General features: G+C 61.1%; 24 protein-coding genes. 8 read left to right on the top strand and 16 right to left on the bottom strand.

Features of this window, described 5'->3' with window-relative positions; all coding sequences use genetic code 11:
• The first annotated feature begins 6 nt into the window (after positions 1–6).
• From BQ8482_RS28250 to BQ8482_RS37865, 4 genes are all read left to right on the top strand, one after another.
• Positions 7–336 (top strand): hypothetical protein, encoded by a 330-nt coding sequence (locus tag BQ8482_RS28250; protein WP_123150593.1) that lies wholly within the window; start codon positions 7–9, stop codon positions 334–336.
• Positions 333–1,460 (top strand): WD40 repeat domain-containing protein, encoded by a 1,128-nt coding sequence (locus BQ8482_RS28245; RefSeq protein ID WP_123150592.1) that lies wholly within the window; start codon positions 333–335, stop codon positions 1,458–1,460. Before BQ8482_RS28250 ends, BQ8482_RS28245 begins: the two co-directional genes overlap by 4 nt.
• 25 nt (positions 1,461–1,485) lie before the next feature.
• On the top strand, positions 1,486–1,659 hold the full coding sequence (locus BQ8482_RS38370; RefSeq protein ID WP_165848746.1) for a hypothetical protein: 174 nt from the start codon (positions 1,486–1,488) through the stop codon (positions 1,657–1,659).
• A 172-nt stretch (positions 1,660–1,831) separates the two neighbouring features.
• A complete protein-coding gene (locus BQ8482_RS37865) occupies positions 1,832–2,086 on the top strand; it encodes a hypothetical protein (RefSeq protein ID WP_133254848.1) in 255 nt (84 codons plus the stop codon).
• Between the two features lie 57 nt (positions 2,087–2,143).
• Here BQ8482_RS37865 and BQ8482_RS28235 read toward each other — a convergent pair whose 3' ends face one another.
• Positions 2,144–2,386: a hypothetical protein gene (locus tag BQ8482_RS28235; RefSeq protein ID WP_123150590.1), complete on the bottom strand. Its 243-nt coding sequence runs from the start codon at positions 2,384–2,386 to the stop codon at positions 2,144–2,146.
• A gap of 453 nt (positions 2,387–2,839) precedes the next feature.
• Here BQ8482_RS28235 and BQ8482_RS28230 point away from each other — a divergent pair, with 453 nt between their 5' ends.
• Positions 2,840–3,187 (top strand): low affinity iron permease family protein, encoded by a 348-nt coding sequence (locus BQ8482_RS28230; RefSeq protein ID WP_123150589.1) that lies wholly within the window; start codon positions 2,840–2,842, stop codon positions 3,185–3,187.
• A 797-nt stretch (positions 3,188–3,984) separates the two neighbouring features.
• On the opposite strand, the gene BQ8482_RS28215 is transcribed toward BQ8482_RS28230, so the two are convergent.
• The 12 genes from BQ8482_RS28215 to iolG form a co-directional block, all read right to left on the bottom strand.
• Positions 3,985–4,638 (bottom strand): NUDIX hydrolase, encoded by a 654-nt coding sequence (locus BQ8482_RS28215; RefSeq protein WP_244603007.1) that lies wholly within the window; start codon positions 4,636–4,638, stop codon positions 3,985–3,987.
• A 362-nt stretch (positions 4,639–5,000) separates the two neighbouring features.
• Positions 5,001–6,077: a Gfo/Idh/MocA family protein gene (locus BQ8482_RS28210; protein WP_123150586.1), complete on the bottom strand. Its 1,077-nt coding sequence runs from the start codon at positions 6,075–6,077 to the stop codon at positions 5,001–5,003.
• 128 nt (positions 6,078–6,205) lie between these two features.
• Positions 6,206–6,436, bottom strand: a complete 231-nt coding sequence (locus tag BQ8482_RS40735; protein WP_123150585.1) for a Gfo/Idh/MocA family oxidoreductase — start codon at positions 6,434–6,436, stop codon at positions 6,206–6,208.
• A 15-nt stretch (positions 6,437–6,451) separates the two neighbouring features.
• Entirely contained in the window at positions 6,452–7,426 is a 975-nt protein-coding gene (locus BQ8482_RS28200) for an ABC transporter permease (protein WP_123150584.1), read from the bottom strand.
• Positions 7,426–8,202 (bottom strand): ATP-binding cassette domain-containing protein, encoded by a 777-nt coding sequence (locus BQ8482_RS28195; RefSeq protein WP_123150583.1) that lies wholly within the window; start codon positions 8,200–8,202, stop codon positions 7,426–7,428. Before BQ8482_RS28195 ends, BQ8482_RS28200 begins: the two co-directional genes overlap by 1 nt.
• A gap of 1 nt (position 8,203) precedes the next feature.
• Positions 8,204–9,118: an ABC transporter permease gene (locus BQ8482_RS28190; protein ID WP_244603006.1), complete on the bottom strand. Its 915-nt coding sequence runs from the start codon at positions 9,116–9,118 to the stop codon at positions 8,204–8,206.
• A 154-nt stretch (positions 9,119–9,272) separates the two neighbouring features.
• A complete protein-coding gene (locus BQ8482_RS28185) occupies positions 9,273–10,304 on the bottom strand; it encodes a substrate-binding domain-containing protein (RefSeq protein WP_123150581.1) in 1,032 nt (343 codons plus the stop codon).
• Positions 10,305–10,769: 465 nt separating this feature from the next.
• The gene (locus tag BQ8482_RS28175; protein ID WP_123150579.1) at positions 10,770–11,894 is read right to left on the bottom strand and encodes a Gfo/Idh/MocA family protein; all 1,125 of its coding nucleotides are present in this window, start codon (positions 11,892–11,894) and stop codon (positions 10,770–10,772) included.
• On the bottom strand, positions 11,884–12,849 hold the full coding sequence (locus BQ8482_RS28170) for a hydroxyacid dehydrogenase (RefSeq protein WP_123150578.1): 966 nt from the start codon (positions 12,847–12,849) through the stop codon (positions 11,884–11,886). Before BQ8482_RS28170 ends, BQ8482_RS28175 begins: the two co-directional genes overlap by 11 nt.
• On the bottom strand, positions 12,849–13,664 hold the full coding sequence (locus tag BQ8482_RS28165) for an HpcH/HpaI aldolase family protein (RefSeq protein ID WP_123150577.1): 816 nt from the start codon (positions 13,662–13,664) through the stop codon (positions 12,849–12,851). The genes BQ8482_RS28170 and BQ8482_RS28165 overlap by 1 nt, the downstream gene beginning before the upstream one ends.
• A gap of 10 nt (positions 13,665–13,674) precedes the next feature.
• Positions 13,675–15,111 (bottom strand): NAD-dependent succinate-semialdehyde dehydrogenase, encoded by a 1,437-nt coding sequence (locus tag BQ8482_RS28160; RefSeq protein ID WP_123150576.1) that lies wholly within the window; start codon positions 15,109–15,111, stop codon positions 13,675–13,677.
• A gap of 3 nt (positions 15,112–15,114) precedes the next feature.
• Complete coding sequence (iolG, locus tag BQ8482_RS28155; protein WP_123150575.1) at positions 15,115–16,122, bottom strand: inositol 2-dehydrogenase; 1,008 nt, start codon at positions 16,120–16,122, stop codon at positions 15,115–15,117.
• A gap of 107 nt (positions 16,123–16,229) precedes the next feature.
• Here iolG and iolD point away from each other — a divergent pair, with 107 nt between their 5' ends.
• The 3 genes from iolD (at position 16,230) to BQ8482_RS28140 (ending at position 19,927) form a co-directional block, all read left to right on the top strand.
• Positions 16,230–18,077, top strand: coding sequence for a 3D-(3,5/4)-trihydroxycyclohexane-1,2-dione acylhydrolase (decyclizing) (gene iolD, locus BQ8482_RS28150; RefSeq protein ID WP_123150574.1), 1,848 nt, complete (start codon positions 16,230–16,232; stop codon positions 18,075–18,077).
• A gap of 130 nt (positions 18,078–18,207) precedes the next feature.
• Complete coding sequence (iolE, locus tag BQ8482_RS28145; protein ID WP_123150573.1) at positions 18,208–19,107, top strand: myo-inosose-2 dehydratase; 900 nt, start codon at positions 18,208–18,210, stop codon at positions 19,105–19,107.
• 4 nt (positions 19,108–19,111) lie between these two features.
• Positions 19,112–19,927, top strand: coding sequence for an SDR family oxidoreductase (locus tag BQ8482_RS28140; RefSeq protein ID WP_123150572.1), 816 nt, complete (start codon positions 19,112–19,114; stop codon positions 19,925–19,927).
• A 68-nt stretch (positions 19,928–19,995) separates the two neighbouring features.
• On the opposite strand, the gene BQ8482_RS28135 is transcribed toward BQ8482_RS28140, so the two are convergent.
• From BQ8482_RS28135 to BQ8482_RS28125, 3 genes are all read right to left on the bottom strand, one after another.
• A complete protein-coding gene (locus BQ8482_RS28135; RefSeq protein ID WP_123150571.1) occupies positions 19,996–20,844 on the bottom strand; it encodes a TIM barrel protein in 849 nt (282 codons plus the stop codon).
• 22 nt (positions 20,845–20,866) lie between these two features.
• A complete protein-coding gene (locus BQ8482_RS28130) occupies positions 20,867–21,007 on the bottom strand; it encodes a hypothetical protein (protein WP_208867853.1) in 141 nt (46 codons plus the stop codon).
• 342 nt (positions 21,008–21,349) lie between these two features.
• A complete protein-coding gene (locus tag BQ8482_RS28125) occupies positions 21,350–22,225 on the bottom strand; it encodes a MurR/RpiR family transcriptional regulator (protein ID WP_244603005.1) in 876 nt (291 codons plus the stop codon).
• Positions 22,226–22,285 lie beyond the last annotated feature (60 nt).

Here is a 22,285-nt window from a genome sequence, read left to right as displayed (position 1 = left end):
GATCCGATGGGGCAACCTGACTGGCGTGACGCGCTGCTCGCTCGCCGGCTCGATCTGATCGCCAACGTCTCCGCGCTTACTGCCGAGGCGCTGCGGCTGAATCAGAAGCGCGCCGGCATCGAGATGGATGTGTTGCGCCTGGAACTCGAAATCGGCAGGAGCGGCGCGAACGCGCAACTGGTGCAGGACTTGCATGAAGCGGAGGAGAGAGCCGCGGCAATCATGCTCGCATGTGCGGCGTGCGAGGAGCGCATCGTCGCCGCGGAAGCCGACGTCGAGGACGTCGACCGCAGCCTCGCGGCACCGGATGAGAATTACGATGGGAGCCAGCCATGAACCAGCACGCGATACAGAACCTGACCTTGTTCGACCTGCTGGCGCGGAGCTGGCGTCGCCCGTCGGCGATCGCCGATCTGCGCTTCAGCACCGATGACTCGATAGTCGCCTTCACGTGCATGGACGGAACGGTCGCAATAGCCACGGTCGCGGACCAGGAGCCGCCGGAGTCGCGGATCAGAGTGAGCGGCGATCTCGGCCAGACGACGATCCGCCCAAGGGAAAAGTTACCAGCGCCATTGATTGCCACTGCTGCATTGGGAGATGGCGATATCCCGCTCGCCAGCTACCTTCGGTCCAGCTTCCTCGTCGGAACAGCGGCCGGCGAGGCGGTGCATCTGACCGCGGACGGCAGCGTGATGGAGACGCTGGTGAAGATCGACGGACCGATCGTCGCTATCGACCACAGCCGCCAGCCGGCAATGACAGCCGTCAGCAACGGGCAGGATGTCTTCCTGTCACGCGGCCACGGCGACGCGGTGAGACTGCGACATGGTGCGGCACCGTCCACGGACGCGCTTGCCTTTTCGCCGGGTGGACGGCGCCTCGCTTATGGTCTGGAGGACGGATTATCGATTTGGATTGTCGAAGGCGACGCGACCTTGATAAGCGATATCAGTTTTTCAGCGCGCCCCGTGTCGATCCGCTGGAGTGGCGACGGCACTTGGTTGGCCTGCGGGCTCGAAACCGGAGGCTTTGCTTTGGTCAGCGTGACCGATGGCCGAGCTGACATCGTCGAAGGATTTCCATCGCCGGTCCGGACAGTATGCTGGAGCCTGCCGGAGAATGCGCTGTTCACATCGGGCGCATTCCGGATCGCCGGCTGGTCAATGACCGCCCCGCCGCTTCACGGCGATGCCTCCGGCGCGTTGGAGACTGGCCGCGCCGGGCTGGTGCCGGTCGAGACAGTGGCTGCGCACCCGGAGAAGAAACTGATTGCAGCCGGCTATACCAATGGCCGGATCACCATAGCCCAGATCGGCGCGCGGGACGAACTGCTGGTCAGACCCTTGGGCGGTGAGATCGCGGCGCTTGCCTGGTCGGGTGACGGACGGCACCTGGCGGTAGGTTCGGTAGACGGCACCGCCGCGATCGTCACTTTTCCCGCGCAGATGTTCAAATAGTGGTTGCATGCAAAAGGAGGAAAAGATGCAAACGGAACCCACACCCGAGGACCATAGCAAGGACGAATTTTTCGAACGGCTCGCCAACCTGTCGGAAGAAATGGTGGCCAAGCACGGCAAGGATTTCAGTATGGGCGCATTGGTGCTCGCCGCCCGCTGGATCGCCGAAAACCGCGTCGGCCAGTTGAAAACGAACTAGGTTCGGATCGCAGGCAGTTGCTTCATAACGGCAAGGCGTTCGGAAGGAACTTACACTGCGACATGCTCTTGAATCGCCAGGCGCTTCCGCCGCTTGGGTCCGGATGTCGATTGCTAAGGCGTCACCCGCTTTGCTGCGCATGAAAGATCAGTAGCGCGGCATACAGCGGATCGTGGATACACCGACGAAGATCGGTTGGGGTGGCCAGCCGACAAATGTCGACGACAAGATCGCCCTGTCCCCACCGCCCCTGGGAAAACTCTTGCGATTCACGCGCAAAGAAGCGGCTTTAAACCAAATCAATCTCGCGTCAGACTTTTTCATGAGGGGGAAATCGCTGGCGGGCGACGATCCTATTCATGGCCAGCTCAATCGTGCCGCTGTCGGTCTCCAGTTCGAGCAGTTCGATCAACGGCACGGCCGATAGCAGTGTGGTGTCGGCGTAAGGCTGCGGAATTAGCGTCGAGCGCCGTTGTTGCTCCGGCTACCAGCCCAAAGTGATTATCTGGGAAAGCTCGGCGATGTCGCCATAGATCATCGAACCCTTGACGAGAAAACACTTGTCACCGAGGACTTCGAAGAGTGAGCTTGACGCGCTGCAAACCGGCAGGTTCTTCGAATTGGCGTACGTCCCGAGGGGCGCGGTTTCGACCTTACGGTCCGCGGCTTCGGCATAGCCGACGCTGATTGCGAGGATAGCGATAGCAATGAGAGTCGTCTTGCTCATATTCAGCCCCTAGAGCCAGCGGGCTTCTTGGGCAGCAAAACCGGGCTGCCGTCCCTGGCCTTGCCATGGTCGCGCTATGCATCAAAGTAGCACCGGCCCATATGGGCTTCATCCATCGATTGGATGAAGCGGGCTCATCTATATTAGCCAACGCTTGACGATGCCGCTTGCCGCTCCAAAATCTTCTGCATGGCGCGGGGAATTGGCATTGGTGACGGGGTGGTGATAACGGCCACGGCGCGAAAGCAAGTCACCGAGGACGCGTCAGCGTCGCAATTCCGGGCGAAGCCACTGGATGCCCGGGCAGAGGTCACGATCGGCAGATCAAGCCCGATGCAGAGCACTTTTTAGGGTGCCCCATATGCGACCAGGACCCTCGACATGCGCGATCTTGGTCACTACTCCCCGGACCGCCAGCCGCTATCCTATGGAGATACATAGGAGGCCTTGCACATGGCAAACCACCAGGTCCGAAGCACTATCACCCACATTGGCACGCTGACGTCGCGCCCGCAGGCATTTCTGATCTTTTTTGCCTATGCCGGCCTCTGGCTAATCTTCGATCGGGATAGCCTCGATTGGCACGCCATTGCGACACTGGCGACGTGGGCGATGACGTTGTTCATCCAGCGCGCCGAGCATCGCGATACGCAGGCGCTGCACGCCAAACTGGACGAACTGCTTCGCGCGGCCAGTGAGGCCGACAGCGAGACCGCGACGGTAGACAAGAAAGAACCAGAGGAAATCGAGGTCCAACGCGAGTGGAAACAGCAAGGCGATTCACCAAAGCGAACACGATGAATACCGATCGGCAGGTCACGCAGCATCGTTATCGGTCGCAACCAAATAATACCGGAAGTGATTGCGGATGTGCTCGTTGAAATATTGGCCCTTGGCAAACGCGGCTTTGAACTCGGCGATTCGCCGGCACATCCTCAACTCGTGCCGTTTGTTGCTGGCGACGAACCATACCGAGATCTCGATAGCTGGAGGCAACCGAGGGTGCACTCAACTCCATTGCTGGTGAAATAAAGATCGGCCGATCGGACCTCATTCAGATCGTGCTGCGGTTGGACACCAATGCCTATCTGCCGGTCCGGGCGACCAATGAGGAAAGCGAGACCGACGGCAGTGCACAGGGACTTCCGCGATCACCGAATTACTTGAATCGCCAGGTTCGGCAGTATCCAACGGCGGCGGACCCCAACGCCGCCGGCCTGCGCCCTACAGGCAATCTACCCCAACGCCCCCCAAGTGGCGCCGGCCACCCCCGCAAACGACTGACAATCGCTCAAATAAAAGCGGGGCTGTAGGTTGCGGACCTTTCCCCTGAAGGCGTCCTTCAGCCGCCGTCAGCAGGTGCTGCCGGAGCGGGCGCGGCTGGGGCAGGTGCGGCCGGCTCTGCCGGCTCTGCCGGAGCGGGCGCGGCTGGCGCTTCGACCTTGGGCGCTTCGACCGTGGGTGCTTCAACCTTGGGCGCTTCAACCTTTACATCGAGGTCCTTTCCGTCGCCCTATTGCGCACAGCCGCCTGCACGAACTGCTGCCGTGGGAATGGAGAAAGCCCAGCCTCGCATGCGCGGCGCTGCCGATGACAGGTTAGGCCACGCCCAGTGCCGTCACAAGCTTCTCGCGCAGTGCTACGGCCGCGGCGGTCAGGTTGTCGCTTCCGATTATGTGCGCGCACGCAGACCAAAGGGCAGCAACGTGCATCGCCTGCATGCGCAGCTCGCCGCTCCGAAGGCGCAGCATTACCTCCGGCAACTCAGCGAGCACGACCTCTATGTCTTCGGAGGCGTCGAGCAATCGGTCTCCGCCTAGCACGAGGTCCAGCGCGAGATATGAGATCACGAGGTTGTTCTGGTTCGCCGGGTTTGGATATGAGACGAGGAGTTTCTTGAGCTCACCGGCATTGTACCCTGTCTCCTCGCACAACTCGCGGCGGGCGGCTGATTCAGCTGGGTCGGCCGCTCCCGCGGCATCGCTAGGCTCGACGGTGCCGCTCACCAGTCCGGTGACAACCTCCCGTCTCCCGTGCCGATACTCTCTCACGAGGACCAGCTGAAGAGTTTCGCGAGCCAACGCGACCACGTTAACCCAGTTGGGATATTCGATCACATGGTACGGGTTCACTTGAACGCCGCGGGGAGTGAGGCAGTGATCACTGCGGATGCGTAGCCACCGATCCTCATAAGTGACCGAGCTGGTGACAACCTGCCACGGCAGTATGGTGTCTAGCATCTTGCGAGTCATGTTTCAGGCCCCCGTAGCGGACAAATCATCCGGATACTACGCGAAAGGTAGCTGTCTTGGTGGGGACAGCGGCCTAACGCGGTCTTACGCCCTTTTGAGTAGCACGATCGAGACGATTTCGATGATTTCGCGGACGGCTTCGATGCCTTACATGGTGGAGGCGAGACTCGGCGCCGCCTCGAGTAAGGCGGCCTCCACCGGATGCGTACTTTCAGGTTGCTCCATCGGAACATAGTGTCCGCCATCGGGCACAATGATCAGCTGTCCGTTTTGCGCCGATTTCGCTTGCGCTGCTGTGGTCGCCAGACCGGGGCAACGCCTCTCGCAAAGAATCCTGGCCGGCTCCGCGGGGTGAAAGCGCGTCAGAGAAGCAGCCGCTGGTCCGTTGTCGGCAAAATGCGGATCATATCCGCAGTAGGATGGAGCTGCCGCGCCGGCGTGTCTATCTTCTGAGGCTGGCCTGTGCTGGCGGCGCGCTCGATGGCAAGCAGGGCGCGCACGTCGGCAAGCCCCTCTCCTCCATCCGGTTCAGGCGGTTGTGCATTCAGGATGCAGTCGGAGAAATAAGCCGTCTGTCCGGCGAAATGATCTGTCTGCGGAAACGTCTTTTCGGCACTGGTGTCGCCATGCCGAAGCTTCATTCGCACGGCAGTCTCAAAACGGAAGCCCGGGTCGGCCGTTACGCTCCCCTTCGTTCCGACCACGTGGTAAAAATCCGAATTATCCGCGCCGAAGCTGGCTATGAACTGCGCAAGCCGGCCCTCGGGGAAGCGCAGCGTCACGGCAATGCTCTCCTCGACCTCCCCGACGACGGCGCTGCCGTTGCCGAAGCTCTTTACAGCGACTGCCTCGATCGGCTCGGCCGCAAAGATATGACGCGCGGCATTCAGGCAGTAGACGCCGATGTCCTGCAAGGGACCGCCCCAATAGGCGGCTTTGAGGCGGTGATTGTCAGGCGAAGCTACGAAGGAGAAGACCGCGGCAAAGATGCGGGGATCGCCGATCTCGTCGCTGCGGATGCGCTCCAGCACCTCGACAGTGCCGGGCTCGTTGTGCAGCCGATACGCGGTCATCAGGTAGGCGCCGCTCTCATTGGTGGCGGCGATCATCGCCTCGCATTCTGCCTCGGTCGTGGCCAGCGGCTTCTCAACGAGCGCGTGCTTGCCGGCTCTCAGGGCTCGGATCGCATAGTCGGCATGCAAGGAGTTCGGCAATGCCACGTAGACCGCATCGGCGACGTCCGATGCGAGCATCTGGTCGTACTGCTCGTAGCTGAAGACATGTTCCACGCCGTAGAATTCGGCGAGCTTCGCGGCGTTTTTGGCCGAGCCGCTGACGATCGCAGTGATCGTCGAGTTTCCGGTCTGAGACACACCGGGCATGAAGGCTTCCTGTGCAATCCAGCCCGCGCCCACTACGGCATATCGTATCTTTCTCAATTGGTCCTCCCTAATGGGGATCACTCTCGGAACTCGTCTTCGATCGCCGCGCCGCCAGCGGAACCACTCTAAGACCTAACGGCAGCGGTCGACTTGAGTCCGTCGCACGACGGGTTTGTTGTTGCCTCTCAGGGGCAAAGTGGGCGAGTGTCCCCTCGCCCGCCCGCAGAGTTGCGCGGCCCGCCTATTTTGCGATGCAGGTGTCGGCGGGTTCCCAGGCTCTCTACAAGCCGCTTCGCACGCGATTCATTTGCGTTGCAAATGACCCGGAGGTCAGAGCCCGGCGGGCTTTGCGCGAATATCCGGGCATGGTCCGTCCCAATGATCCCGGCTCCGACAATTGCAACCCATACCGACATGATCTGATCACGATTTTAGCGGCTCAACGCCCATTGCCTGAGAAGCCGGTCTCCCCACGCTGCCAAGACAACGATGATACCCAGCAACAAAATGAACCACTGAGGGCGTACTCCCATCACGACCAGGTAGGATTGGATCGAAGACAGGACGAAGGTACCAACGAGCGCGCCGGCGAGTGAAATGCGGCCGCCTGCAAGCAAGCAGCCGCCGAGGACACAGGCAGCGATAGCTTGCAGTTCCATAAGGCGTCCCATGGAACCGTCGGCAGAACCAAGCTTACCAGCTTCGAGAACGCCGCCAAATGCAGCGAGCGCGCCACACAGAACAAAAGCCGACAGCTTGATACGATCCGTTCGCACGCCGCGCGAGCGAGCGCTCTCTCTCGATCCGCCGGTAGCGAGAAGCCGGTTCCCCCAGCGCATGTATTTCAGCATGATTGTCAGGACGATGAGCGCCAGGACGAGCCAAATGATTGCCGTGTTGAGGCCGAAAATCTCGCCACCTCCCAGAATGAAATAACTCAACCCGTTTCGCGCCTTGTAGGGAATCGAAAAAGCAAACCCGCTGGTCAGGGCAATCGCAAGGCCGCGAAAAATCATAAGCGAGCCAAGTGTGACAATCAGAGACGGCGTGCCAGTCTTGGTCACAAGTATTCCATTGAACCAACCGATCAGAATGCCAATCGCCACCGCCGCAAGCATTGCAAACGCTGGATCAATCCGCAGTGACAGCCAGAGGTAAACAAGGGAAGCAATACCGAATGTCGATCCAACAGAGATGTCGATCTCTCCCGTTGCGATCACCAACGCTACACCCAAGGTCATCAAGCCGAGCGTGGCTGTCACCTGCACAATGGTCGAAATGTTATAGAAGTTCGCCCAAATGCCGCCCGAAGAAACCGAAAAGGCAAAAATCAGAAGCACGGCAATGAGGATGATGCCCAGCTCCGCGTGACGTCCAACCAGGTTCTTCAGGTTCGCGGCAGGCATCACTTTTTCTCCCGCTTCTCGACGACGCGGCCACCTTGCCGGATCACCTCTTCCAGTTCCTCCGCCGTCATCGAGTCGGTAGATGCATCTGCGATCTTCTCGCCATTCTCCATTATGACAATACGATCCGCCAGTTTGTGGACCTGGAAGATGTCGTGCGTAATGTAGATGACGAGCAACCCCTGACTGCGAAGCTGCAGGGCAAGCTCATTCACGTGCTCGCGCTCGCGGACAGAAAGATGGTTTGTGGGTTCGTCCATGATGACGACGCGATTCTTGAATTCGACTGCCCGCCCGATCTTGACGGACTGGCGCTCGCCACCTGAGAGACGTTCGACTTCGTCATCTGGCGAGACATTCTCGCGAAGGCCAAATTCCCTGATCACGCGCGTTGAAATATCCCTCATCTTGCGGAAATCGAGGAAAGGAATGCCGAGAATCCGATTCACGGGCTCGCGGCCAAGATAGAAGTTGCGCGCGATGGAGAGGTTGTCGCACAAGCCAACGGATTGCTGGATCGTTTCAATTCCCTGATCGATTGCAAGCTTGGGGTGGAATTCCGTGACGCGCTTGCCATCAAAGTAGACTTCACCTTTGGTGGGCGCATGAATGCCGCATAGCACACGGATGAGCGTCGTCTTGCCTGCACCATTGTCACCGACAAGGCCGACGAGTTCACCGGACTTGAAGTCGACAGAAACGTCCTTCAGCGCACGGAACAGACCGAAGAAGAGGTCGAGGTTTTTGACCTGGATAAGCGGCTGCTGAGCGGTCATGTCATTTGCCCTGTATGAGCCACAGCCCGCCGCCACGGGCGAGCCATTGGTTGAAGATGACGGAAGCAATGAGAAGTGCGCCGACGAAGGTGATGTACCATGACGACGGGGCACCCAAGGCGATGAGTTCGTACCTGAAACTGACAAGGATCAACGCGCCCAAGACCGCACCAACAAGCGATCCCCGGCCACCAGTCAGAAGGCAGCCCCCGATGACAGCTGCGGCAATGGCGTCAAGTTCCAGGAGCTCGCCGATAGTCACGTGGGTCTGCGGTTCGTCCGCCAATGTCAGAATGCCTGAAAAGCCAGCGAGAGAGGCGCAGAGTGTGAAGGCTGCCATCTTCACACGATCAGTCCGTATTCCTCTCGACAACGCGCTGTCGGCGTCTCCGCCGGTCGCAAGCAGCCTGTTGCCAAAGCGCGTCGTCCAAAGCAGAGCGCTGAGAATGAGGAGGACCAGCAACATCCAGATGATGGCAACCTTGATGCCCATGAATTCACCGCCGAGCAGCTGTGTGAGCCAATGGTTCTGGGCCTCAACGGGGAACGAATGCACCGATCCGCCGGTCAAGACGTAGATAATGCCCCGGAATGCGAAGAGCCCGCCAAGGGTGACAATCATGGAAGGCAATCTACCCTTGACCACGGCGAAGCCTTGCACCCAACCACAAAGCATTGCGATAGCAAGCGATCCAATAACAGATCCAGGTACGCCAAGAATTGGCTGAAGATAAATGAACGAAATACCCGTCAGCCCGTAAACAGCCCCCACGGAAAGGTCGATTTCCTTGGACAGGATGACGAGCGCCTGTCCCATGGCCAAGATGGCCAAGAGTGACGTGAAGTGGACCACGTTCGAAATCGTCGGCTTCGTCCACCAGCCAGAAAAATCGACGAGCGTGAATGCGATCAACATCACAATGACGCCAATTACGGCACCGAAGCTTGGTGCCTTTGCCAGGAGGCGAAAAACGTTTGACAGCGCCAGACTCCGAAGCATCGCGGGACCATTCGATGAGTGGTTAAAAGATGTGGCCGGACTAAACATAGTCCGGCCGCCAGGAAGAGAGTTACTTCCAAGTATTCTGTTCGTCGTATGCCTTGTCGCCGAACACACCGCGGACGAGTGCCGCCCACTGGTCAGCATTGTCCTTGTTGATGACGATCGGGCCCGTCAGGATATCAGAGTTCGGACGATATCCGAGCGTGTGATACCAATAGAGCCATTCCATCGGAGCATAGCCCTGCAGCCAGAAGCCCTGTGAGTTGGAGGCAAGAACGTGGCCAGCCTTCACGCCTTCGATCGATACTGGAGCTTCATCGACGGTCAAAACCGTCACGCCTTCGTTGTCGACGTCAGGCTTGAGGCCCATGTCGTTCGCCACGCCCCAAACCCAGGGAGAGGACCAACCTGCCACGGAGAAGATGTAGTTGGTGTCCTTGTTTGCCGAAAGGAACGACTGCAGCGTCGTGCGCGCCTGGGCAGGTTCAGCACCGATGAAAAGTTCTTCGAACTTGGCACCAGTTCCTTCCATGGCGTCCTTCATGCCGGCGCAACGCTTTTTGAGGCCCTGGTGGGCGGCATCGTGAACGGCGCAAACCACACCGGTCGGCTTCGGAACGGCGCCGCCTTCGACCTGCTGAAGTGCGTACTCACCAAGTCGCTTGCCGGTCAGGTATTCGTCACCACCAACGTAGGTCAGATAGGGAATGCGCTCTTCCTCCGGGCGGCCGTCTGGGATGTTGAACGCAACGACGGGGATTCCCATTTCTATTGCCTTGCGTAGCGGACCTTCGAATGCGTCAGAATCGACGATTGGGACCGCGATGCCGTCAGGCTTCGTCGAAATTGCTTGCTCGAGCAGGCGGACGTGCTCCTGGACCGAGTAGTTGTTGGTCGAGATGTATTCCGTTTTTACGTCCGGATACTTCTCTTCAAACGTTTTCAGAGATTCCGTGAGCCAGCCCATATTGGCGTCGTTCGAGCCAATGTGGGAGACCATGACGAAGCGATATTTCTTGTCTTGGGCGTGAGCTGTGGTCACGGCAAATCCGATCACAGCAGCGGCAGCGCCCATGAGGGCTGCCTTGAGTACCTTCATGTTATGTTCCTCCTTGTTACCGTCCTGGTGACGGATTCATGATTTGCGGTCGTCATGAATTCTGCTTGGTGCGAAGTGGCTGCTCTCTCCCGAACCCAGTGTCGGCGGATCCGTCTTCGATCCTTCTGCGGATCCCGGTCCCGGCAGGGAGCAGACCGGCAACGCCAGCGTCGCTGAAACCGAAAAAAGCGGGAATTCTGCGCTGCAAGAACTGGCAACCAATCAGGCCGACCACCGCGCCAGCAGCAACCGCGAAGCTAATATCCAACACGGCGCTGATAGCACCGAGGCATTTCGAGACGCTTCGCACGTCTAGCACAGCCACAAGCTCTCTCCCTGTGCGACGTCGGCTTGAGCAGACAGCCGATCTACCTCTCTCCCGCTGCAATCTCTATTGCAAAATCTACCAACTTGCAACGTTTATTTCAGTCGCATCGAAGGGCGGCGGCCAATTTCTCCATTGCATCAGCCTGTCCGCAGCCACTTGCGCTCCCGCGCCGAGCCCTGAATTGCCTCCACGACTTCCTGAATGCGTTGGCCGGCCCGGAAGCCGAAAAACTCGTCTCGCTTCCCGGCGATCGCATCGACGAACCGCGCCACCTCGATCGCCTTCAGATCGTTGAAGCCGAGCTGGTGGCCCGGTGCGACACAGAAGAGTCCATAGGGATCGTGATCCGGACCAGCCTCGATGCGACGAAAGCCACGCCGGCCGCCGGGGTCGGACGTGTTGTAGAAATGCAGCTCGTTGAAGCGCTCCTGGCTAAAGACGAGCGCCCCCTTTGTGCCGTAAACCTCGAAATCGTGCTGCATCTTGCGGCCAGTGGCGACCCAGCTCGCTTCGATGCTGCCTGACGCACCGTTGGCAAAACGCAGAAACGCGCGACCGATGTCGTCGACCTCGACGGTCCGGCGCCCGCCTCCGCTGTCCGGACGGCTCGCTATGACGGTGACGGAATCGCCGAGGACCTGTTCCACCGAGCCAAGCAGAAACTCCGCCGTGGCCAGAGCATGGCTGCCCAGATCCGCCAATGCGCCACCGCCGACAGGATCGTGCCGGAAGGTAAACGGGCTTTCCGCATCCGCCATGTAGTCCTCGGCGTGAATGCCGCGATAGCTGCGGATCTCGCCCAACTCGCCCTCGCGGATCATCTCCCGCGCTAGCGCGAGCAGCGGGTTGCAGAGATAGTTGAAACCGACCTGCGTCCTGACGCCGGCCGCTTCCGCCGCCTCGGCCATCTGCCGGGCATCCGCCGCAAGCGGGGCCAGCGGCTTCTCGCAATAGACGTGCTTGCCGGCGGCAATGGCGGCGAGCGCCATCTCCTTGTGGAAGGCGTTCGGCGCCGTGATGTCGATCACGTCGATCTCAGGGTCCTCGACCAGACGCCTCCAGTCCCCGCTCGCCCGCGCGAAACCCAAGGCCTGCGCCGCCTGCGCGGCGAGGTCCTCGGTTCTGTCAGCAACCGTGTGGCGCACCAGCTCGTAGGGCAGATCAAACACACGCTGCGCTGCGGCGAAGCCGAACACATGGGTCTTGCCCATGAAGCCGGTGCCGATCAGGCCGATTCTGAGTTGAGGTCTTTCACCGGCCATTCAACTCGGCTCCGTTTACCACCAGCGCCGAGTCGATCCGCCCGGCGAAAAAATCGAGCACGTTCTGCACGGACGAGATTGCCATGCGCTCGCCGCACTCGGCGGTGAGCCCGGCAATGTGCGGCGTCAGAATCACCTGGTCGAAGCCGAAGAGCGGATGGTCCGCGGCGGGTGGTTCATCGTCGAAGACGTCGATACCGGCCGCTGCGATGCGCCCCGCTCGCAGCGCCGCAATCAGCGCCGCCTCGTCGACGACACCGCCCCGCGCTGTGTTGATGAGAACGGCAGTCGGCTTCATCGCCGAGAGTTCCACGGGGCCGATCACCGGGCGCTCGGCCTTGGGTACGTTGACGGAGATCGCATCGGCCCAGGCGAGTCCCGTTTGCAAATCGCTCACCGGCGCGACCGGCCCCTCCGGCCAGCCTTGCCTCTCAAGGAATGGATCATAGGCACGCACGTCCATGCCGAATGCCGCCGCCATGCGCGCCAGGTGGCGGCCGATCCGGCCGAACCCGAGGATCAGCAGTCGCTTGCCCGCGAGTTCGCTTGGCTCCAGCCGGTTGCGCCAACCCCATTCGTTGTCGCGGACCGAACGATCGGCGCGGATCAGCCGCTTGGTTGCCGCCAGCAACAGCATCATGGCGTGCTCGGCCACCGACACCGAGTTCACATCGCCGACGATCGCGAGAGCGATCCCGCGCCGATTGAGGGAGGGCAGATCCACAGCGTCGTAGCCGACGCCATGGCGCGAGACGATCTTCAACCTCTCGGCGCGTGCGACGGTCGGAGCCGACAAGGGCTGGGTGCGAATGACGAGGCCATCGGCCTTGCCGATCAGAGGTGCGTAGCTTGGTTCGGAGACATCTTCGACATAGTCGTAGGTGACGCCGGGCGACGCATCGAGAAGATCGATACCGCTCGGATGAAGCTTTCCCGCGACCAGGACGTGAGGCATCAATAGCCTCCCTTGCCGGCTTCGCCCAGGACGGCTTTCGCACCCGTCAATTCGCGGAAGCGGGCGACACTTGCCTGCGCGGCGGAGGCAAGCAATCGGGAGTCGCCCGAGACGGTGGTCATGTCGAAGCCCCATTTGATGGCGCGTGCGGCGTAGTCGGCCGTGCCGCAATGGAGCGCGGCGCGTTTGCCATGCTTCTTGCAGGCCGCGACGATCGTTTGCAGCGCCTCGATCATCTCCGGCTCCTCGCGGTCGAAGCCCGGTGCGAGGCGCCCCTGGTGCAGGCTGAAGGTGAGGTCGGCGGGGCCGACATAGATGCCGTCGAGCCCTGGCGTCGCGGCGATCGCATCGAGATTGCGCATCGCCTCGGCTGTCTCGACCATGGCGAAGGCCAGGATCTCGTCATTGGCCTCGGCCGCGTAGTTGGCACCCGCCGAGAAGTTGGCGCGGGTCGGCCCGAAACTGCGCTGGCCGGCCGGCGGGTAACGCATGTAGCTGACGAACTGAGCAGCCTGTTCCGCCGTATTCACCATCGGGCAGATGACGCCATAGGCGCCGGCATCCAGCACCTTCATGATGATACCCGGCTCCAGCCACGGCACACGCGCCATCGGCACCACGCCGGAAGCACGCATCGCCTGAAACATCGGCAGCAGCATCGAATAGTCGAGCGCGCCGTGCTGGACGTCGATGCTCACGCTGTCATAGCCCTGCGCGGCCATGATCTCGGCGGTGAATGGATTGCCGATCGAAAGCCAGCCGTTGATCGTGGGCCGGCCTTCGGCCCAGATCTGCTTGAGTTTGTTCTTGATCAAGGCGGCCTCCTCAGAACACGATCTGCGCAAGCTTGGTGTCGAGGTAGTCACCGATACCTTCGCTGCCGCCTTCGCGACCCATTCCGGAATAATTCGTGCCACCGAACGGCGCTTCCGACGCGGCGAGAGCGAAGCTGTTGATGCCGACCATGCCTGCCTTCATTTCGGCAACGGCGCGGCGCGCGCGCTTCGGGCTCGACGTGAAAGCGTAGGCGGACAGTCCCATCGGCGAGGCATTCGCGCGTTCCAGCGCCTCATCGTCCGAGGAAAACCGGGTGATCGCCGCGATCGGGCCGAAATTCTCCTCGGCAAATACCCGCATGTCGTCGGCGACGTCGGTCAGGACCGTGGGCTCATGAAAATGGCCGGCATTGAAGGCCGCGGCGCGACGCCCGCCGGCGACGAGTTTCGCGCCGGCCTTCACGGCATCCGACACGATGTCTTCAATCTCCGACAGCCGGCCGGCATTGATGAGTGGCCCCATCTGCACGGATGGGTCGAGCCCGTCGCCGAGCTTCAGTGCGTTAGCGCGCTGCATGAAGCCCTCGACGAAGGCGTCGTGCAGGCTTTCGTGGACGAAGAAACGGTCCGGAGTCACGCAAACCTGCCCGGCATTGGCGTATTTGGTCGGGACGGAAACGCTGAGCGCGGCGTCCAGGTCGGCGTCGTCGAAGACGATCAGCGGCGCGTTGCCGCCAAGCTCCATCGACACCTTCTTCACCGTATCGGCGGCATCGCGGATCATCTGCTGGCCGACGCGGGTCGAGCCGGTGAGGGAGACCTTGCGCACCGCCGGCGAAGCCATGATCGGCGCATAGGTCGTGCTCGTGGGCCCAACGACCAGGCTGACGGTGCCGGCAGGAAGATTGCCGGCGCGGATGCAGTCGACCATCAGCATCGCCGTGCCCGGCGTCTGACTTGACGGCCGCACGATGGTCGAGCAGCCAGCGCCAAGCGCCGGCGCCACCTTGCGGGCGACCAGTGCTGCCGGAAAGTTCCAGGCGGTGAAGGCGGCCGCGATCCCAACCGGTTCGTGCAGAACCTCGAAACGACCGCCGGGCACGCGCGATTCGATGACGCGCCCATATATCCGGCGGGCCTCCTCGGCGTACCAGCGGAACTGATCGACCGCGAGCCCCCATTCGCGCTCGGACTGGGCAACAGGTTTGCCCGTCTCGCTGGAGATCATCCGCGCGGCTTCATCCTTGCGGCGGATCATCTCGTCCGCGATGGCATGCAGGGCGGACGCGCGCTCAAAACCACCCTTGGATTTCCAGGATGAAAACCCACGGGAGGCGCTATCTATGGCCTCTTCCGTGTCCGCGCGGGTGGCGACCGGAGCCTCGCCGAGCGGCTTTTCCGTTACCGGACTCATCACCGGCACCGTCCCGCCGTCGGATGCCTTGCGCCACTTGCCGTCGATGAACAGTCCGTAATTCGCGTACATGACTTATCCGATCTCGCTGACCTTCACGAAGCGGCCTTCGACCGCCGATTTTATCGCCGCCTCTGCTAGGATCAGGGCGCGGCGCCCGTCTTCGAAGCCGACTTCCGGCGGCTCGCCCTTCTCGACGGAGGTGACGAAAGCATCGATCTCGGCATCAAACGCTTCGCGGTAGCGCTCGATGAAAAAATCCAGATAGGGCGCGGCGGCCTCCGTGCGCGCGGCCGAGTAGTGGCGCAATTCGTGGGGCTTGCGATTGCCGCTGATCACCATGCCTATGCTGCCCAGCAGCTCGACGCGCTGGTCATAGCCATAGGTTGAGGTGCGGGAATTGTTGATGTGGCATTGCTTGCCGCTTTTGGTCCGCATCACGACCATGACACTGTCGTAGTCATTCAGTTCCTCCATCATCGCCGGGTCAATCAGCCGGCCGCCGATGGCGAACACCTCCTCTGGCTCCTCCCCCAGCATGAAGCGGGCGAGATCGAAATCGTGGATCGTCATGTCGCGGAAGAGCCCGCCCGCAGCCTCGTAGTAGGCGCGTGGCGGCATGCCGGGATCACGCGAGGTAATGATGACCTGGTGCAGTTCGCCGATCTCGCCGGATCGTGCGGCGTTCCAGGCTGCACGATGACCGGGATCGAAACGCCGATTGAAGCCGATCTGGATCGGCACGCCCTTGGACAGAACGGCATCGGCGCAGCGGTTGACCCGTTCGAGGCTGAGGTCGATTGGCTTCTCGCAGAGCACGGGTTTGCCAGTGGCTACCGCCTTTTCGATGTAATCGGCATGCGTGTCAGTCACCGTCGCGACAAGCACCGCATCTACATCCGCCGAGGCAAATACCTCGTCGGCCGACCCAGAAGCGCGAACGCCGTGCCGCCCCGCGACAGTCTCCGCGGACGATTCGTCGATGTCATATACGGTGGCCAGTTCCGCACGAGGATGCGCAGCGATGTTTGCCGCATGCATCCTGCCGATCCGACCACAGCCGAGCACAGCAATCCTAAGCAAGAAATCCTCCCGGTTTGAATTTTTGCAATGATCGTTGCAAACATATTGATTTGTCAATAGGCATTCCGTATAGAGTTGGAAAGACCGTCGTTAGGGAGGAGACAAAGATGATCAGGTCCACCGTCCGTCTGACCATGGCGCAGGCGCTCGTGCGCTATGTGTGCAACCAGTTCACGGTCGTCGACGGCAAGAAAGTTCCGCTTTTTCCGGGCGTCTTCGCCATCTTCGGGCACGGCAACGTGACTTGCCTTTCCGAAGCGCTCGAAGCCGTGAAGGATGTGCTGCCGACCTGGCGTGGTCAGAACGAGCAATCAATGGCGCTCGCGGCGATCGGTTTTGCGAAGGCGAAGCGCCGGCGCCAAATCATGGTGGCCGCCACGTCGATCGGTCCGGGAGCATTGAACATGGTGACGGCAGCGGGTGTCGCCCATTCGAACCGGCTGCCGGTGCTGCTGCTCTCCGGCGACACCTTCATCAATCGCCGGCCCGATCCAGTCATGCAGCAGGTCGAGCACTTCGGCGACCCGACCATCAACGTCAATGACGCCTTTAAGGCGGTCACGCGCTACTGGGACCGCATAGTCCATCCCGAGCAGATCATCTCGTCGCTACCGCAGGCGGTTGCGGTGCTGCTTGATCCGGCCGATTGCGGGCCGGCCTTCATCGCTTTGCCGCAGGATGTGCAGGAGATCGCCTGGGATTATCCCGAAGCGTTCTTCGAGCCCACGGTCCACGCAATTCCCCGCCCCCGGCCGGATCGTGCCCGCCTCGAAGAGGCGGCGCGGCTTCTCAAGACGGCCAAGCGCCCCTTGATCATTTCCGGCGGCGGCGTGCGTTACTCCGGTGCCGAGGCCGCCCTTGCGAAATTCGCCGAGGCGCGCGGCCTACCGCTCGCTGAAACCATCGCCGGCAAGGGCACCGTCACGCACGACCATCCCGCCCACGTGGGCCCTATCGGCATCGTCGGATCGACATCGGCGAACGCGCTGGCGGCGGAAGCCGACTTGATCATCGCCGTCGGCACACGGCTCATGGACTTCACCACCGGATCCTGGAGCGCCTTCTCCGCCGATGCGAAGTTCGTCTCCATCAACGCCGCACGCTGGGACGCCACCAAGCACCGGGCACTCGCCGTCGTCGGCGATGCGCTGGAGACAGTGGGCGAACTCGAAGCCGCCCTCGGCGGGTGGAAGGCGGAAAAAACCTGGACCGACAAGGGCAAGGGCGAATTCGCCAAGTGGAACACCTTGCTCGACGGTTTCCAGAAGCCGACCAACGACCCGGTTCCGACCTACGCACAGGTGGTCGGCGTGGTTAACGCGAAAGCCGGCGAACGCGACCTGCTGATCACCGCGGCCGGCGGACTTCCCGGTGAGGTGATGAAGAACTGGCGGGTGAAGGAGCCGAATACCTTCGACTGCGAGTTCGGCTTCTCGTGCATGGGTTATGAAATCTCTGCCGGCTGGGGGGCGGCCATGGCCGACCCCACCCGCACGCCGATCGTCATGATCGGCGACGGCACCTACATGATGATGAACTCCGACATCTATTCCTCGGTGCTCGCCGGCCACAAGATGATCCTCGTCGTCTGCGATAATGGCGGCTATGCGGTGATCAACCGGCTGCAGAACGCCAAGGGCGGCGCCTCCTTCAACAACCTGATCAAGGACTGCCGGGTCAAGGAGCCCTTCTCGGTCGACTTCGCCAAGCACGCGGAAGCCATGGGGGCGCTGACGCGGCGTGTCGAAAGCCTTGCCGATCTCGGCCAGGCGGTGGAGTGGGCCAAAGGGACGGATCGCACCACTGTAATCACCATCGTTTCCGACGCCTTCACCTGGACGCCCGGCGACGCATGGTGGGACGTCGGCGTACCGCAGGTCAGCGAGCGGGCCGAGGTTCGGGAGGCCCATTCCGTGCAAGCCGAAGGCCGCAAACGGCAGCGCATAGGTGTCTAAGTTTACCGGGCGCCCCTTGGGGCGTCCTCTGCCGGAACGATGCGACACTCCCTGAGCATTGTTCCGGCAGTATTTTTTTCGTGGCGCCAACAGTCGGCGGAAGCGGCTGGAATGATGATAGGAGAAGAAGATGAGAGCCAAGCTTGGCATCGCGCCGATCGCCTGGTGGAACGATGATCTCCCCGAATTGAGCGACGACGTTTCGCTGGAGGAGTGTCTGCGGCAGGCCCGTGAGGCCGGCTTTACCGGCATGGAGACTGGCCGCCGCTTCCCGATGGACGCGGCGGTGCTTGAGCCCATCCTCCGGCAGCACGGCATGAGCGTCTGCGGCGGCTGGTTCTCCGGTCGCTTGCTGGTTGGCGACATCGATGAAGAGAAGGACCGCATCGCCGCGCAGATGGAGCTGTTCAAGGCGACCAGCGCGCCCTGCATCGTCTATGGCGAGACGGGCCGCACCATCCAGGGCGACCGCGGAACGCCGCTCGCCATGCGCCCGCGTCTCGACGAGCAACAGATCAAAGCCTATGGCCGCAAGCTCACCGCTTTCGGCGAATGGTGCGCCGACCAGGGCATGCCGATTTCCTACCACCACCACATGGCCGCGCCGATCGAAAGCGAAGAGGACGTCGATCTGCTGATGAAGCATTCCGGCGAAGGTCTTCCCCTGCTCTACGATGCCGGCCACATGGCCTTTGCCGGTGGCGACGTGCTGCGAGTAATCGACAAGCACCACGCCCGCATTTCGCATGTCCACACCAAGGACATCCGCCAGGCGGTCGTGGACGGGCTCGACCGCAGCCGGAAAAGTTTCCTCGATGCGGTGGTCAAGGGAGCCTTCACCGTGCCCGGTGACGGCTCGCTCGACTTCGAGGCGATCGTCAAGCGCTTGGCGAGCTACGGCTACGAAGGCTGGTTCGTCGTTGAAGCCGAGCAGGATCCCGTCAAAAGTCCGCCGCTCGAAATGGCGAAGATCGGACACAAGGAATTGCTGCGTGTGATGGCCGCGGCTGGCTACACGGTGGAGGGCTGAACGCATGAACCGGATGGATGGAAAGGTCTGTGTCGTCACCGGCTCGACGCAAGGGTTGGGAGCGGCCATCGCGCGCCGGCTAGCGGAGGCCGGCGCTACGGGTCTCGTGACGCTCGGCCGCAACGAAGCGAAGGGCCGTGCCGTGGCCGAGGCGATCACGCGCGACACCGGCGTGCCGGTCCATTTTGTCGAGGCCGATCTCGGCAAAGTCGAGGATTGCCGACACGTGATCGCGGAGGCCGAGCGCGTTTACGGCAATATCCATGTGCTGGTGAACGCCGGTGCCCGCACGGACCGTGGCACTATCCTCGATACCTCGCCCGAACTCTTCGACGCGCTGTTCGCCGTCAATGTGCGCGGACCTTATTTCCTCATGCAGGAGGCCATCAGGCACATGATCCGCAATGGCATTGAGGGTGCGATCTGCAACATCGGCTCGATCTCGGAACATGCCGGCCAGCCCTTCATCAACGTCTACTGTGCTACCAAGGCGGCGCTGGCAACGCTGACCCGCAATACAGCGTTTTCCGTCATGAAGAACCGCATCCGCGTCAACCAGCTGGATGTCGGCTGGATGGCCTCCGACCATGAGCGGGAGTTACAGGCGAGTGAGACGGGCGATCCCGATTGGGAAGCGAAAGCGATTGCAAACCTGCCCTTCGGGCGCCTGATCGACCCCCGCGAGGTCGCGCGGGCGGTAAACTTCCTTGTTTCGGACGATGCCGGGCTCATGACAGGTTCGGTGGTGGATTACGACCAGACGGTCCTAGGCGCTGCATCCGGCGCTATGGCGGTGCCTGAAAAGCCGCTCACTCTCTGAAGTCAGCGCAACCGTGTCGCGCCGAACCGGTTCATTGGGCGCGCCTTTAAGGTGCGCCGTCGGCGCGCTCAAGCCAAGACGCCTGAGACCGTTCCGGTAATGCCCACGGCGCCAGATACATAGTCGATGCTGGCTTTCAGGCGAGCAGCAATCTCGGGGTCCTGCTGAACGGCGGGATCGAAGGGCTCTATGGACACGTATCCCTCGTATCCACCTGCGATAAGCTTGCGAAGCTGCTCGACATTGCCCGCACGATCCCCGGCGGAGACAAACCCTCGATCGGGTTCCGTCAATTCGTGGGGCGGCAGATCGCGCCGCATGATGCCAGAGATATGGACCAGCCCGATATGTTCGGGAAACATCCGCGTGTCGCCACAGCGAAAGAACTGAAAAGTATCGTGGCAGATCTGGAAGGCATTCCAGCCGTCGATGTCGCTCACCGCCGCCACGGCCGTTTCTTGCAGCTTCATCGTGCTGGCCTTCATGCCGAGGGGCTCGACAAAGCCGATGATGCCATGATCGAGAAACATTGGCCGCAACATACGAAGCGAGTGACGCAGTTTCAGCTCGAGTTCAGCCTCGGACCAACCATGGTCGGCTTCTATGACGGGACACATGACGATCCCCGGCGCGCCCAGCATGGCAGCATATCGGATCAATTGCAGCGCCTCTTCGGCACGGCTGCCGGTCCAATCGTTGAAGCGCTGAAGCGCGTTGATCGACGCGAGTTTCAAGCCGGCGTCCAGGAGAACCGCCCGCAAGCTGGTCGCGTCCATCCCATTCGCGAATTCGCGCCCGGCGATATCATTGCGGACTTCGACAGCCTCAACGCCGACAGTCTGCGCGAACGTAACGAACTGAGCGAGCGTCATCTGGGGCGAGCAGGTTCGGTTGATGGAAAAGCGGATAGCACTCATCTATTAATCCAGTGTCCGGAAATCAGAAACTCTGCTGTCCCATCGCTTTTTCGATCCGCTTGTCGATCGAGACGGCTAGGACGAGCAGCAGGCCCGTCACGATAAGGCAGATGTCGTTCTCTACACCCATCAGGTTCAGCCCGTTTTGTACCAAGCCGATCACAAGCGCGCCGAGCAGACCGCGTAGATCGATCCGCGCCTCCTCCCATGGAACAGCGCGTCACCAGACAGCAGCTCGGGTGCTGCGGTGGTACACCACGGAGTGAGGGATTGCCGACTTCTGCAACATTCATTGCCGATACGCTATTTCGCAATATTCCGTGAGTCAACGAACTTGGCAACAATTTTTTTGATATCGTCCAGAATGCAAATTTCATTGCCAATTGTGCAGCCACAAACCGAACTGCGCTTACACGCAGGACCGGAGATCGCGAGTTTGCCAATCGGACGGCCGGTTTCGGGCGCTGGATCAGAGGTCATGAGTGTCTGCGGCGAAAGAGATCAGCTATTGCCCTGTGACTGTCGGAATCCGAGGATCCACGGCGTTGTTCTGTATGCGCGCCGCCAAGGCTACGGTCAGTGCCTGCGCAAGACACATCGGTGCAGCAAGCGACCGGGAGAAAGTGTATTCGTGCTCCGGCACGGCGAAGAGAACGCGCGCGCTCTTGGCCAAGGGAGACAGCGTGCTGTCCGAGATCGCCACGATCGGTATACCTCTCCCCGCGGCTTCTTCCACGACATTGACGACTTCGTTCGCGTAGAAGCGAAACGAGACCGCAAACAGCAGGTCCGTCTTCTGCATCACGCGGGCAATATGCGTGGCCAGCCCGCCGCCCGGATCCAGGAGCACGCAGCGCTTGCCCAGCATGGTCAGTATATAGCGAAGGAGTTCGACCACCGGTGCCGAGCGAAGTTGCCCCATCAGATAGACGACATCGGCCTTCTCGAGCAGGCTAACGGCTTCCGCCAGATCCTGGGGTTGAATAGCGGTGAGCATCTCTTTCAGGGACGCGATGTCACGGACGACCAAATCGTGCATGAATCCCATCTCGCTGCGATCCGTCCGCTCGCCCAGTTCCTTCTCCAAAGCCTTGACACGGGCTTCGAAGCCGGGAGCCGCGGTGGACAATCGTTTCTGGAAGAGGCTCTGCAGGTCCTTGAACCCCTCGTACCCCAGTGCTTGAGCAAAGCGGACGAAGCTTGACGCGTGAACGCCGCTGCCTTCCCCGATCGAGTTCACCGATCGCACCGCGACGTCATTCGGATTTTGGGTGAGGTACAACGCAATCTTCTGGTACGACTTGCTCATCCCGTCATACCGGTCGTGAATCACGCGGATGAGATCCTCATAGTCCTTGGGAGCCTCGACCTTCTGTTCCACGATGCACATCCTCGCAATTTTTATTGCATGATGGCGTCTTTGAAGGCTTTTGACCAGCAG

The sequence above is a fragment of the Mesorhizobium delmotii genome (genome assembly GCF_900149755.1).
Classification (GTDB): domain Bacteria; phylum Pseudomonadota; class Alphaproteobacteria; order Rhizobiales; family Rhizobiaceae; genus Mesorhizobium; species Mesorhizobium delmotii.
This window is presented reverse-complemented; position numbering and strand designations above follow the sequence as displayed.

Coding starts and splice junctions, on each gene's coding strand:
- BQ8482_RS28195 (WP_123150583.1), bottom strand. CDS start 8,202: ATGACCGCTCAGCAGCCGCTTATCCAGGTCAAAAACCTCGACCTCTTC.
- BQ8482_RS28215 (WP_244603007.1), bottom strand. CDS start 4,638: ATGACTCGCAAGATGCTAGACACCATACTGCCGTGGCAGGTTGTCACC.
- BQ8482_RS28170 (WP_123150578.1), bottom strand. CDS start 12,849: ATGCCTCACGTCCTGGTCGCGGGAAAGCTTCATCCGAGCGGTATCGAT.
- BQ8482_RS28250 (WP_123150593.1), top strand. CDS start 7: ATGGGGCAACCTGACTGGCGTGACGCGCTGCTCGCTCGCCGGCTCGAT.
- iolD (WP_123150574.1), top strand. CDS start 16,230: ATGATCAGGTCCACCGTCCGTCTGACCATGGCGCAGGCGCTCGTGCGC.
- BQ8482_RS28135 (WP_123150571.1), bottom strand. CDS start 20,844: ATGAGTGCTATCCGCTTTTCCATCAACCGAACCTGCTCGCCCCAGATG.
- BQ8482_RS28235 (WP_123150590.1), bottom strand. CDS start 2,386: ATGAGCAAGACGACTCTCATTGCTATCGCTATCCTCGCAATCAGCGTC.
- BQ8482_RS38370 (WP_165848746.1), top strand. CDS start 1,486: ATGCAAACGGAACCCACACCCGAGGACCATAGCAAGGACGAATTTTTC.
- BQ8482_RS28175 (WP_123150579.1), bottom strand. CDS start 11,894: ATGGCCGGTGAAAGACCTCAACTCAGAATCGGCCTGATCGGCACCGGC.
- BQ8482_RS28185 (WP_123150581.1), bottom strand. CDS start 10,304: ATGAAGGTACTCAAGGCAGCCCTCATGGGCGCTGCCGCTGCTGTGATC.
- BQ8482_RS28245 (WP_123150592.1), top strand. CDS start 333: ATGAACCAGCACGCGATACAGAACCTGACCTTGTTCGACCTGCTGGCG.
- BQ8482_RS28230 (WP_123150589.1), top strand. CDS start 2,840: ATGGCAAACCACCAGGTCCGAAGCACTATCACCCACATTGGCACGCTG.
- BQ8482_RS28200 (WP_123150584.1), bottom strand. CDS start 7,426: ATGCCTGCCGCGAACCTGAAGAACCTGGTTGGACGTCACGCGGAGCTG.
- BQ8482_RS28160 (WP_123150576.1), bottom strand. CDS start 15,111: ATGTACGCGAATTACGGACTGTTCATCGACGGCAAGTGGCGCAAGGCA.
- BQ8482_RS28140 (WP_123150572.1), top strand. CDS start 19,112: ATGAACCGGATGGATGGAAAGGTCTGTGTCGTCACCGGCTCGACGCAA.
- iolE (WP_123150573.1), top strand. CDS start 18,208: ATGAGAGCCAAGCTTGGCATCGCGCCGATCGCCTGGTGGAACGATGAT.
- BQ8482_RS40735 (WP_123150585.1), bottom strand. CDS start 6,436: ATGTCGGTATGGGTTGCAATTGTCGGAGCCGGGATCATTGGGACGGAC.
- BQ8482_RS28190 (WP_244603006.1), bottom strand. CDS start 9,118: ATGTTGATCGCATTCACGCTCGTCGATTTTTCTGGCTGGTGGACGAAG.